This is a genomic window from Halomonas sp. (assembly GCF_034520545.1).
Classification (GTDB): domain Bacteria; phylum Pseudomonadota; class Gammaproteobacteria; order Pseudomonadales; family Halomonadaceae; genus Halomonas.
The window spans coordinates 67,626-79,741 of sequence record NZ_JAXHNN010000015.1; the positions used below are offsets into that span (position 1 = coordinate 67,626).

Consider the following 12,116-nt stretch of genomic DNA (forward strand, 5'->3'; position numbering starts at 1 on the left):
TGCATGGAGTGAGCGCGAGGAGTGGCGTAATGGCACTGACACCGCAACATGTGACTCAATTGTTGAACTTCGACGAGGTTGCTTACCTTCTGGAGGGCCTTGACCCTGAAAAGGTTGAGGAGTGCTTATACTCTGCTGAAGATCTTGCGCGTATTCCGAAATGGCAGCGTGTCATGGCAGACGCAATACAAGATGGCAGCTTGCAGGTGGACAAAGGAGTGTGCGTCATCTTAAGCAAAAGCATGTCAAGCGCAGCTGAGCAAACTCGTGTCTGGCCGGAGGACCTTGCGAGCCTGGACTTTTACGACCCGAGACGGCATGACTTAGTGGCTTGGTTTCGTCGTAAGGATGTGTATTGCTGGTTGAAGTCAAGCGGTGGGACGGATGAAGACATACCTGAGGCGTTGCGCGTCATGCCTGACCTTCCCCAGCCAGCTGAGCCGGGTCAAGGCCAGTCCACCGAAGGCGAGGAGCTGCGAGCCCTTGAGGCGTTTGGCCTGCTGGTGGAGGTGTATGTCGGGCAACGCGGTCCCGACTACCACTATGGTACGCGGCCAAAGGCATCTCGCATTGTCAAAGATATGCTGGCTGCCGTACCCGATGATGTGACCAACATGGGCGACCGTAAGCTGAAAGAGCATGTTGGTGCGGCTATTAAGGCATGGGAGGCCAAGAAACGCCGCTAGTCTGCAATTTGCATTTTGCACCTGCACCACGGCCGCCATGTCCGTTGCCACCATTGAAGCGTCATTCAGCAACAAAGGACGCCTTCAATGACAAGCAAGACTACAGATCCTAGCGACATCTTGGCGAACGCCCTCTCCCGCTACCGTGACGGCCTCGATCCGGCGCTGATCGAGCTGCCAGAGCAGGCCGTCTTCCCTGGTCTGATCCCGGCTCAACCCACCACGGCGCGTAAGGCACGATGCACTGGCACTCTGCTGGGTCGTCCGGCCCCCTGTTTCGTGAAGCGCGGCCATGCCGTGCGCTATCGCTTGAAAGACGTGCTGGACTGGCTGGCCGCTGGCGACGCCTACGGCAGCACGGCCGAGGCCAACGTGGCTGGGAGGGCATTGGTATGAAAACCATCAACCTGACGATTAACGGCGCCAACGCTAGCGACCTAGCACACCACCTCCGGGTTATGGCTTTGCGCATCGAGACCGGGGTAGCCACGCTGCCGCCTGGCACAGAAATTCCCGTGCATATCAATAATGAACAGGTGGGTGTGATCACTGCGGGTAACCGTCCTAGCTTTGAGGACGGTATCAAACTGGCCTACGCAATAAACAAAGAGGTGCATGATGAAAATATCAGGAAGCTGGACCAAGCCCACGAGGGGCTAGAAGCGCTGGTGAAAGCATTGCGCGTTCGTAAATCACCTCCCGCCCAGCATCAGGGTTTGCTGACGGCTATTGATATTGTTGGCGCTGGCCTTCGCGAGCATTCCGACTCACTGAGGGAGATGTTAGAGAAAAACGCCAACGATGCTTGAGCTTTTCTACCTGCTGGCCGGCGCTTGGCGCCGGCTCACTGGCCAAATTGGACGCCGTAGACGTGAGGAGGATGGCATGACCACCAAAACGCACAAGGCCCGGACCCCTGAGAAGGACCGGACCTATACCGAAGCGCCGCCGAAAGCGCCCCCCAAGCATTGCAGTATCGAGGCCGCGCTGGCGGATTCACTGGCTCAGCATGGCGTGACTCTGACGCCCAGCGCGTCAGGGCGCTTCGAGAGATTCGACGCGCCCGACAAGGCCAAGCGCAACGCTAACGGCTGGTTTCGCATCCATAGCCCCCAGGCGACGAGCTTTGGCTTTTGGCAACGGGACGTTACCGAGGTGGTGACGCAGCACAGCTACACCGACACCCTTGATACGTTCAATGATGCCTGCAAGGAAAAGAACCCCCACCCCTCATCTGGCATTTCCTGTGTGGCCCATGTGTCCCAATCCAGCAATGACGAAGGCTCGAGACGGGACATCACCAGGGTCGAGCAGGCAGCGATCCCTGAGCGTTGCGCACGATTGCCGGGGGCTTGGGAATCAACTGAACGCAGAGCCATTCAAGAAGCACGAGGGAGGGTGTGATGACGGCTCACTTACGTAATACGAAGGGCCGCCATAATGGCGTCCCACATGATGCCTTAGACGCCTATAACGGGCTGGATTCTTTTGGCAATGTATTGGCGGAGAGTCCAGTGTTGGATGCCACCCCAGCTAATATGCCCCCCTTCGGCTTCGCTAGCGCTGGGGATATGGTGGCCCACCTGAAGCCGGTAGCCTGGCTGGTGCGGGGATTCATGGAAGCCGATTCCCTGGCGCTGGTGTTTGGTGAGCCTGGACACGGGAAGTCATTCCTGGCCCTGGATTGGGCCGCCAGTGTAGCGACCGGCACCGATTGGCATGGACACCCCACCCGAAGGGGCGCCGTGTTCGTGGTGGCGGGGGAAGGCCATAACGGAATAGCCCGCCGCCTGAAGGCGTGGGAACTGGCCAGGGGCGTGGCCCTGAAGGGCGCGCCGTTGTTCGTGTCCCATGCCGCCGCCAGCCTGGCCGATTGGGAAAGCGCCCGGGAAGTCGTGGCCGCCGTGGAAGCCCGCGCCAAGGCTACCGGCCAGGCGCCTGCCCTTATCGTGGTGGATACCCTGTCTCGGAACCTTGGCCCCGCCGATGAGAACAGCAGCGCCGATATGGCTGCGTTCGTGCGCCACCTGGACGCCATGCGCCAGCATTGGCAGGCGACCGTCTGCGTGGTGCATCACAGCGGCAAGGATAGCGCCAAGGGCGCCAGGGGAAGCACCGTGCTGAAGGGCGCCGTGGATGCAGAATACCGCGTGGCCAAGGATGACGCGGGCGTTGTCTGCCTGGAAGCCACCAAGATGAAGGATGCCGACCTGCCAGCGCTTCAAGCCTTCAAGCTGGAAGGCGTGAAGCTGCCCCTGGTGGACGATGAAGGCGGGGACGTATGGGGTGCCGCCCTGGACCCAGTTCCTGACTACCAACCCGCCGCCAGGTGGAAGGCAGGGCAGGGGAAGAACCAGGCCAAGGCACTGGCCGCCTTGCGGGCCTTGTACGATGACCACCGCGACCGGCTGGCGCGTCGGGACGATGATCCGGAAACCGCCAAGGTGCTGATTGACGATTGGCGAGATGAAGTGGCCGCCCAACGCATCGACCGCAAGCGCTTTTATGACGCAAAGCAAGGGCTGGAACGCGGGGGGTGGGTGCGTCTGGTGCCGCCCTATGTGGAGTTGATGAAATGAAAGCGCGTCCGGTTTATGTCCGGTTTGCGTCCGATTCTGTCACGTCCTGTCCGTGTCCGTCCGTCCGCTTTTCTATAAGCGGGCGGACGGCTATTTCGGACGGAAGCTGCCAAGGTCAACCCCGCCCTGGCCAGGGGGCAAGCATATGCCGATCTGTCCACCCTCTCTGTTGCCGAGTGCTTCGAGTATCTGGGTAGCACACAGGCGCAGGGCGCCAGCAGGCTGAGACGCTGGTGCCACTAGCATCCATCCAGGATGAGGCACTCGGCAGCCTCAGCCAGGCCCGCGTGGATCTTGACGTAGTGCCTCCCTGGTCCAATCTCAAGAAGGCGACTTTTGCCCAGTTGGATGATGGTGCCGGTACCGATGTCGATGTCCTGCTTTCTGAGGTCGATGGGGAGCTGGGCACACGCGAGGACCTTTTGAACGATGACAGCAGAAGACGTGGCTACCTGTGCTGTTTGTTTCCGCAGGGGCAATCGCTACCACCGGTCGCCAGCTATGTGCTGACCCGCCTCCTGCCCCTGGCTAATGGCTATTCGGGCTGTGCGTATTCCGGCGAACGTGACCGGTCATTCCGGCGATCGTGACCGATTTGCTCACCGCTCTCTCGCTGGCTCTGGTTTTGTAAGCTGACCGGTCACGATGGGTCAACTGCTTCCGCCGACGGGGCGGTTTTTTTTCTCATCGATTCTCCTCTGAGTGTCAGGCGGTGGGCGCTGTGCAGCAGCCGGTCGAGGATGGCGTCGGCCACCGTCGCCGCCCCGATGTAGTCGTGCCAGTGCTCGATGGGCAGCTGGCTGGCGATCAGTGTCGAACACCGACCGTGCCGGTCCTCGATCACCTCCATCAGATCCTGGCGCTGCGGGGCGGTCATCTTCTGCATCCCCCAGTCGTCGAGGATCAACAGGTCGGTCTTCTGCAGCTGCCCCATCAGCCGGGCGTAGGAGCCGTCACCCTGGGCGATGCGCAGCTGCTCGAACAGGCGCGGCACCCGCAGGTAGCGCACCGAGTAGCCCTGGCGGCAGGCCTGGTTGCCCAGCGCGCAGGCCAGCCAGGTCTTGCCGCACCCGGTGGGGCCGGTGAGGCACAGGTTGAGGGCTTGGCCGATCCACTCGCCGGTGGCCAACGGCGCCATGCGGCCGCGCTCCAGGCCGCGGGGGTGGCGGTAGTCGATGTCCTCGACGCAGGCCGTGACGCGCAGCTTGGCGGCCTTCAGTAGTCGGTCGAGGCGGCGGTTGTCACGGTGCAGCACCTCGCGGTCGAGCAGCATGCCCAGGCGATCCTCGAACGGCAGGTCGTAGGTGTCCGGCTGGGTGAGCTGGTGGGCCAGGGCATCATGCATGCCGGTCAGCTTGAGGTGGCGCAGGGTGTCGAGCAGGGGCTGGGTCATCATCGGTCGTTTCCTCGGGTCAGTGGTAGTACTCGGCACCGCGCACGTTGGTGTGGGGCGGCAGGTCGTCGAGCGCCTCAGGGAGCGTCAGCATCGGCTGCTGATCCAGCCCCTGCTTGAGGATCGAGGCGATGCTGGCGTAGCGGGTGGTGGGGATCGCCAGCGCATGGGCACAGGCCTGCTCCAGGCGGACCTTGCCGTAGCGCCGGCTGAGCTGCAGCAGGCCCAGGCAGGCGCGGTAGCCATGCTCGGGATGGGGGCGATCCTGGAGCTGTCGCTGGGTCATTTCCCGCGTGGCGACGCCGATGTCCTTCGCCCACGCCAGGAAGCGGCTCGGCGACCAGTCGCGATGGGCCTGGTGGCGCTTGGGCATGTGCTCGGCCAGGGTCGAGAAGCGCCCCGGCGCGTGGCGCGGGTGCGCCGCCACCCGGTGGCCCTTGTGGAACACCTCGACCACGGTGTGGGTCAGGCGAACCTCCAGCACCTGGCCCACCAGGCTGTGGGGCACGCTGTAGAGGCGCTTGTCGATGTCGAGGTGATAGTCGATGCCGGGCTTGGCCTTGCGCCACTCGGCGTACTCGTAGGGCGTCTCCGGCAGGGGGCGCAGCACCGGCCGGTCGATGGCTTCGAACAGGTCGCGCCGGCTCTCCTCGCGCCCCTGGAAGGGCCGCCGGTTGAGGTCCTCCAGCAGCTCGCGGATGGCCTGGTTCAGCATGGTCAGCGTGAAGAAGGTGTGGTGGCGCAGGCGTGCCAGGATCCAGCGCTCCACCAGCAGCACGCCGGCCTCCGCCTTGGCCTTGTCCTTGGGCTTGTAGGGCCGCGCCGGCAGCACCGCGACCTGGTAGTGCTGCGCCATCTCGGCATAGGTGGTGTTGAGCTGGCTCTCGTAGCGGCACGCCCGCGTCACAGCGCTTTTCAGGTTGTCGGGGACCAGCATCTCGGGGACCCCGCCAAGAAACTGGAAGGCGCGCTGATGGGAGGCGATCCAGTCGGGCAGCGACTGGCTCCAGGTCGCCTCGGCGTAGGTGTAGCTGGACGCGCCCAGCACGGCGACGAACACCTGGGCGCTTCGCATCTCGCCGGTGGCCTGGTTGATAATCGGCACGGTCGGGCCGCAGTAGTCGATGAACAGCTTCTCGCCGGCGCGGTGGACCTGGCGCATGCTGCGCCGCTGGCGGTCACGCCAGGCGCGGTAATGATCGCAGAACCGACTATAGCGGTACGCCGTGTCGCCATGGACCTCGACGTACTCCGCCCACAGCAGCTGCAGGGTCACGCCCTTGCGCTTGAGTGCCTGGTGGATCTGAAAGTAGTCCGGTGGCGAGAAGCGTACCGGCGTCGTCTTGGCCGGGAACAGCCGCGCCTCCAGCGCCGCCTCGTCGGTGCCGTCGGGCAGCGGCCAGGTGATGCCCGCGACCTGGGCCAGGCTGACGTACTTGCTGACCACGCCCTTGGAGAGGCCGCAGGCCCGCGCAATCTTCTCGTGGCTGAGGCCGGCGTCGTACTTGAGGCGCAACACCTCGGTGATGGTTCGCATGGGAATCCTCGGTGCTGGCATGTCCCCTCCAGGGGCAAAGGCAAAAGGAGGGGTATGCCGTAAAAGTCCGAATTATTCCAGCGAGTTAGGTGAGATTCCGGGAACGTGACCGATGATTCCGGCATCGTGACCGCGGATTCCGGGAAAGCGGCCGAAATCGGTCACGATGAAACGGAATGGCCGGTCACGTTGGCCTGGAATGGTCGGTCACGAACGATTGGAACGGGCGGTCACGATGGCGCGGAATACGCAGGCTGATCCGCTCTGATCTTGACCTCGCACGCTTTCTTTGCCTGACGTAACATGGCCCACTATGGTGAGGAGGTGTTCATACTAGCGTTAGTTCATTATCAATCAATGGGTTAGCGACCACCTCCGCAGGAACGCAGGGGACAACATGATCAAGGATGCAGCAACGTTGGCCGAGCTTCGTGTGCTCGTCGGCTACCTGGGGGAGCAGTCTCCCGCCTGGTGGGGCTCCCACTTCTTCGGTTCGTCGGCCATGGCCTTTCTCATGCCTGTCTTCGGACGCTCTGCCCACCAGGCCCAGTATCAGGGGGTTCTGGAAGCCGCTCGGCGTATCCATGATGAGCACATCGGGGTGGGGCGCACCCTCCATCTCTTCCATATGCCCGAGCATTATGAGCAGGGGGCGGCGCAGCTGATTGCCGACCGTGAGCGGGGTGAGGCGCTCTTTGCCCATACCGACTCCCCTGAACGCGCTCAGGCACGCCTAGAGGCACTTTCCAGCAGCCAGCAGGCCGAGGAGGGACCGGTGCTCGTCGGCGACTTCAACGGCTCGCTCGACTCGCAACTGGCCGCCATGGCGGGCCTCTATCTCGATGCACACCGACGCGGTATCCAGTGCTACCCCTACCTGCGGGAGGCGCAGTGAGCCAAACGCGCCTCTATACCACTCAGCTGCAGGCCGGCCTTGGCCTGGTGGAAGAGACCCAGCGGCTCTTCGAGCTCTATGAGCCTGGCATGCGCTCCCCGCAGCTGTTTGCCAAGGCGCTCGAATCGGGGCAGTTTCCGCTGGTCTCGGCTCGCCGCTTGGACAATATCGTCCGCGAGTGCTTCGCCCCTCGTTACCTTCGCCACCCCGGGGTGGCAGAAGCCTTGAAGCGCTTGCTGCCTCAGCTCGAGCGCGATGAGCGCCTGCAGGTCATGCTGCTGCACACCGCCCGCGCCAATACCATCCTGGCCGACTTCATTCGTGAGGTGTTCTGGCCGCGCTATAGTTCGGGCCGCGACAGCGTCAATCGCGATGACGCCCTGCAGTTTGTCTTTGAGGCAGTGGGTGAAGGTAAAACCCAGAAGCCCTGGTCGCCCAGCACCATCAGCCGGGTTGCCGGTTATCTGCTGAGTACCTGTGCGGACTTTGGCCTGATCGAAGCGCGTCGGAGCGGTGCCCGGCGCCTCTATTCGGTTCGTCTTGCCAGCCGTGTGGCGGCCTATCTGGCTTATGACCTCAAGTTCCAGGGACTGGGCGACAACCAGGTGCTCAATCATCCCGATTGGCAGCTCTTCGGGCTGGAGCGCTCAGATGTGCGCGAGCAGTTCAAGCGGCTATCGCTAGATGGACACCTGATCATGCAGGCCGCCGGTGATGTCGCGCACATCAGCTGGCAATACACGAATAGGCAGGAGGTGGTCGATGTCCTCACTGGATACTGATTTCAACGAGCTGATGGAGCGGGTGCGCCATGGCCGTGAGTTCGGTCATGCCAGCTTCGAGCCGATCTTCTACCTGGTGTTTCGGCCCGAGCAGATCCTGGCGGTGAAACGCCATCTGCAGGCCTGGCAGAGCCGGCTGCGCAACGAAGGGTGGGACGTCCATACCTTCTCCATCGCCGAGGCGGTCGAGGAGATTCTCACCCAGGCCAAAATGCGCAAGATTTGGCTCGCTGCTGATCAGCGCAACCCCCACGACTGGAAGAAGACCAACACCTCCCTGGCCAACGCAGTCGCCAACGGCGCGCTTCAGGAACGCCTGGAGGCCAGGCTCTCAGAGCTCGAGGGACAGCCGGGCAGCATTCTGCTGGTGACGGATCTCGAGGCGCTGCATCCCTATATGCGCATCGGAGTCATCGAGGGGCAGCTTCAGGGGCGCTTCCACGTTCCCACAGTATTTCTTTATCCAGGCGTGCGCACGGGAAAGACGCGCCTCAAGTTCCTCGGCTTTTACCCGGAAGATGGCAACTATCGCTCGGTTCACGTCGGCGGCTAAGGAAGGAGTGACTCATGGAAATCAAACAGCTATTCGACCCGAGCCGCGATATCTACCGCAGCATCGAGAAGGTGATCGCCTATGGCGTCTCGCATGAGGACCGCCTGCGCAAGGAAATCGCCGAGTACGTGGTCACCGACGCCATCGATGAGCAGTTCAACCAGCTGCTAACCAAGATGCAGGCCGCCATGGAGGCCGGCGGCGAGAACGAGGTCGGGGTATGGGTCTCGGGCTTCTACGGATCGGGCAAAAGCTCCTTTACCAAGTACCTGGGCCTTGCCTTCGACGACAGCGTGACCATCGATGGCGCCCCATTCCGTCAGCATCTGCAGGACCGCCTGAAGAACACCACCACGCGCCAGCTGTTGAGCACCGTGTCCAAACGCTTCCCCGCCGCCGTGCTGATGCTGGATCTGGCCACCGAACAGGTCAGTGGGGCCACTATGGAAGAGGTCTCCAGCGTCCTCTACTACAAGGTACTGCAGTGGGCCGGATACTCCCGCAACCTCAAAGTGGCCGCCCTGGAGCGTCGCCTGAAGCATGAGGGCCGCTACGAGGAGTTCCTGCGCCATTTCGAGGAGAAGACCGGCGGTGAGGCCTGGAGCGACTACCGCAACGATGAGCTGGTGGTCGACAGCCTGATCCCGGAGATCGCCCACGATCTCTATCCCACCCTGTTCACCTCCCCGGGCTCGTTCAACACGGCGACCAGCGAGGTGATCCGCTTCGAGAACGATCGCGTCCAGGAGATGCTCGATATCGTGCGCGAGCACTCCGGCAAGGAGTATGTGATCTTCATAGTGGACGAGGTGGGCCAGTATGTCGGTGCTCGACAGTCGCTGATTCTCAACCTCGACGGTCTGGCCAAGAACATCAAGGCTCTAGGTAACGGAAAGGTGTGGCTGATCGGGACTGCTCAGCAGACCCTGACCGAGGACGACCCCCGCGCCTCGCTGAACGCACCGGAGCTTTTCAGGCTCAAGGACCGCTTCCCCATCGGCATCGACCTGGAAGCGGATGACATCAAGGAGATCTGCTACACGCGCCTGCTCGGCAAGTCGCCGGAGGGCGCCCAGCGGCTTGGCGAGCTGTTCGATCAGCACGGCCAGGCTCTGCGCCACAACACCAAGCTTGAGGATGCCCGCGCCTACGGGGCGGACTTCGACCGCCAGACTTTCATCGATCTCTACCCCTTCCTGCCCGCCCACTTCGATATCCTGCTCCACCTGCTTGGCGCCCTGGCCCGCTCGACCGGTGGCATCGGGCTGCGCTCTGCCATCAAGGTGATCCAGGATATCCTGATCGAAGGTGAGGGCAAGCGGGTGCCCGTGGCTCAGCAGCCGGTGGGCTGGCTGGCCAATACGGTGACCCTCTACGACGCCCTGGAGAAGGACATCGAGCGCGGCTTCTCCAACTGGCAAAAGGCGGTTAACACCGTCACCAAGATTCGCTACAAGGATGAGGAAATCCAACAGCGGGTGGCCAAGACGGTGGCGGTGCTGCAGATCCTCGGCAACCTGCCGATCACCCGGCGCAATGTGGCCAGCCTGATTCACTCCGATGTGGCCAGCGGCAACCAGGTGGAGGAGATCAATGCTGCCATCGAGGCGTTGATCACCGATCCCATCGTACCCTTCGGCGAGCAGGATGGCTTCCTGTGCTTCTTCAGCGAGAAGCTCAACGACATCGAGCAGGAGCGCAGCCAGATCCCGCTGCGCGGCAACGAGCTCAAGCGCATCCTTAACAGGGCGCTAGAAGAGGTGTTCTCGCCGGTGCCCAGCGTTCAGCTGCACGGCTCTCTCTCGGTACAGAGCGGCTTGAAAACTCAGGGCCCCGAGGGGCTTCCCATCTCGCTGGCTGGTGACCGGCATCCGATCCAAACCGTGGTCGAGCTGGTGGAGCCCACCGACTATGAGGCGGCTCGTTCCCGGCTGCAGGATGAGTCTCGTGTGAAGACCAACGAAAACGTGATCTACCTGGTGGGCCGCAAATCACCCGAGCTCGACGATCTCATCGCCGATATCTACCGCTGCCAGGAGGTCGATCTCAAGTTCCGCCACGACCCCGACCAGGAGGTGCGCGACTACTGCCGTGCCCAGGTGGATCGGGCCCGGCGTCTGGGCGCCGACCTGCAGCGCCTGCTCAAGCGCAGTCTGCAGGGCGGGTCGTTCATCTTCCGGGGTCAGGCCAACGCCGTGGACAGCCTGGCCGCTGAACTGGGCGAGGCGGCACGCAAGCAGCTTGCGGCGGTAGCCGGTCAGGTGTTTAGCCGCTATGGCGAGGCGCCGGAGCGGGTGCAGAGCGACCTGGCCGAGCGCTTCCTCAAGGTAGGCAACTTGAGCGGCATCACCTCGAAGCTCGATCCGCTAGGCCTGGTGGTTCAGCAGGGTGGGCAGACCAGCATCAACGTCGATCACCGTGCCCTGGTCAGCATTCGCGATCACATCGACCGTGTCGGCATGGTGGAGGGCAAGAGCCTGGCCAACCGCTTCAGCGATGCCCCTTATGGCTGGTCACAGGACACCCTACGCTATCTGGTGGCGGCCATGCTGCTCGGCGGGGTGATCAAGCTGAAGGTCTCCGGCCGCGAGGTCAGCGTCAATGGCCAGCAGGCCATCGACGCCCTCAAGAGCAACAATGCCTTCAAGAATGTCGGCGTTTCCCTGCGGGAGGACCGCCCCTCCAGGGAAATGCTGGCGCTGGCCGCCGAGCGTTTGACCGAGCTCAGTGGCGATATGGTGGTGCCGCTCGAGGATACCATTAGCAAGGCCGCCACCAAGCTCTTTCCTGAGCTGCAGCAGCGCTATGCCTCGTTGGCCGGCCGGCTTCAGATGCTGGGGATGGCCGGCGCTGACCGCCTGGAGGCCATGAGCCGGGATCTGGCCGATATTCAGCTCACCGACGGTTCCGACGTGCCGCAGCGGCTGGGGCGTGAGGAATCCTCGCTATTCAATAACCTGGTCTGGGCCGGTGAGGTCAAGAAGGCACTGGAACAGGGGCTGGAAGCCACCCTGAAGGAGCTGCGCTCCCTGGCGCAGATGATCGAGGGCCTGCCCTCCAGTGGTGTTCCCGGCGAGCTCAAGGCAGAACTGGCCGAGGTGCTGCAGGATCTCAACGTCCGCCTGGCAACCGAGGAGGCCTACCGCAGCAGTTCGGACTTCAATACTCGGCTGACCGAGATGCGCGGCAAGGTGGGTGCTGCCGCCGAGCGCATGCAACAGGCTCAGCAGCAGCGCCTGCGCCAGGCCGAGCAGGAGCTCAAGCGGGTGCCCGAGTGGCCCGAGCTGACCAACCAGGAACAGCAGGAGCTGCTGGGTCGCCTGGACGAGTTGCTGCTGGAAGTAGAACTCGATATTCAAGGCCTGCGTGCCCTGGTCAATCGCGACTATGAGCTGCAGGGCGAGGTCGCCTCTCTCAAGGACCGCATCGAGCGGGTCGGGCGGGAGCGCCAGCAGGAGCGCATCCTCGAAGAGCAAAAGGAGCTCGAGGAAGAGAGCGAGGCGGGGTGCCAGGAGAAGAAGAAGGTGCTCAGCCGCCACTTCAAAGCACGCCCACGTATTACCTCACTGGAAGAGTTGGATGCCATGATTCGCGAGCTGCAGAAACTGCGTGGCGAGCTGGAATACGCCCATGCCTTCGAGCTCGACCTGGCCCTCGGCGAGGCCCCAGCACACAGCGGCAAGGAGTAAGC

Annotated in this window: 12 protein-coding genes; 10 read left to right on the plus strand and 2 right to left on the minus strand. The window is 62.8% G+C overall.

Annotated features, from left to right (window positions below):
- Positions 1-29 precede the first annotated feature (29 nt).
- The 6 genes from U5L98_RS16380 to U5L98_RS16405 all read left to right on the plus strand — a co-directional run bounded on the left by U5L98_RS16380 (position 30) and on the right by U5L98_RS16405 (position 3,855).
- On the plus strand, positions 30-686 hold the full coding sequence (locus U5L98_RS16380) for a hypothetical protein (protein WP_322559337.1): 657 nt from the start codon (positions 30-32) through the stop codon (positions 684-686).
- Positions 687-773: 87 nt separating this feature from the next.
- Positions 774-1,082, plus strand: coding sequence for a hypothetical protein (locus U5L98_RS16385; protein WP_322559338.1), 309 nt, complete (start codon positions 774-776; stop codon positions 1,080-1,082).
- Complete coding sequence (locus U5L98_RS16390) at positions 1,079-1,495, plus strand: hypothetical protein (protein ID WP_322559339.1); 417 nt, start codon at positions 1,079-1,081, stop codon at positions 1,493-1,495. Before U5L98_RS16385 ends, U5L98_RS16390 begins: the two co-directional genes overlap by 4 nt.
- 76 nt (positions 1,496-1,571) lie before the next feature.
- Positions 1,572-2,090: a hypothetical protein gene (locus tag U5L98_RS16395; RefSeq protein ID WP_322559340.1), complete on the plus strand. Its 519-nt coding sequence runs from the start codon at positions 1,572-1,574 to the stop codon at positions 2,088-2,090.
- 113 nt (positions 2,091-2,203) lie between these two features.
- A complete protein-coding gene (locus U5L98_RS16400) occupies positions 2,204-3,265 on the plus strand; it encodes a helicase RepA family protein (RefSeq protein ID WP_322559341.1) in 1,062 nt (353 codons plus the stop codon).
- Positions 3,266-3,498: 233 nt separating this feature from the next.
- Positions 3,499-3,855, plus strand: coding sequence for a hypothetical protein (locus U5L98_RS16405; RefSeq protein WP_322559342.1), 357 nt, complete (start codon positions 3,499-3,501; stop codon positions 3,853-3,855).
- Between the two features lie 50 nt (positions 3,856-3,905).
- Here U5L98_RS16405 and istB read toward each other — a convergent pair whose 3' ends face one another.
- Positions 3,906-4,661, minus strand: coding sequence for an IS21-like element helper ATPase IstB (gene istB, locus U5L98_RS16410; RefSeq protein ID WP_322559343.1), 756 nt, complete (start codon positions 4,659-4,661; stop codon positions 3,906-3,908).
- A gap of 16 nt (positions 4,662-4,677) precedes the next feature.
- Positions 4,678-6,216: an IS21 family transposase gene (gene istA / locus U5L98_RS16415; protein WP_322559344.1), complete on the minus strand. Its 1,539-nt coding sequence runs from the start codon at positions 6,214-6,216 to the stop codon at positions 4,678-4,680.
- Positions 6,217-6,592: 376 nt separating this feature from the next.
- Here istA and U5L98_RS16420 point away from each other — a divergent pair, with 376 nt between their 5' ends.
- The 4 genes from U5L98_RS16420 to brxC are packed head-to-tail and all read left to right on the plus strand — an operon-like array spanning position 6,593 to position 12,114.
- Positions 6,593-7,090 (plus strand): BrxE family protein, encoded by a 498-nt coding sequence (locus tag U5L98_RS16420; protein ID WP_322559345.1) that lies wholly within the window; start codon positions 6,593-6,595, stop codon positions 7,088-7,090.
- Positions 7,087-7,872, plus strand: coding sequence for a BrxA family protein (locus U5L98_RS16425; protein ID WP_322559346.1), 786 nt, complete (start codon positions 7,087-7,089; stop codon positions 7,870-7,872). Before U5L98_RS16420 ends, U5L98_RS16425 begins: the two co-directional genes overlap by 4 nt.
- Complete coding sequence (locus tag U5L98_RS16430; RefSeq protein ID WP_322559347.1) at positions 7,853-8,425, plus strand: BREX protein BrxB domain-containing protein; 573 nt, start codon at positions 7,853-7,855, stop codon at positions 8,423-8,425. Before U5L98_RS16425 ends, U5L98_RS16430 begins: the two co-directional genes overlap by 20 nt.
- A 14-nt stretch (positions 8,426-8,439) precedes the next feature.
- A complete protein-coding gene (gene brxC, locus U5L98_RS16435; RefSeq protein ID WP_322559348.1) occupies positions 8,440-12,114 on the plus strand; it encodes a BREX system P-loop protein BrxC in 3,675 nt (1,224 codons plus the stop codon).
- Positions 12,115-12,116: the final 2 nt, after the last annotated feature.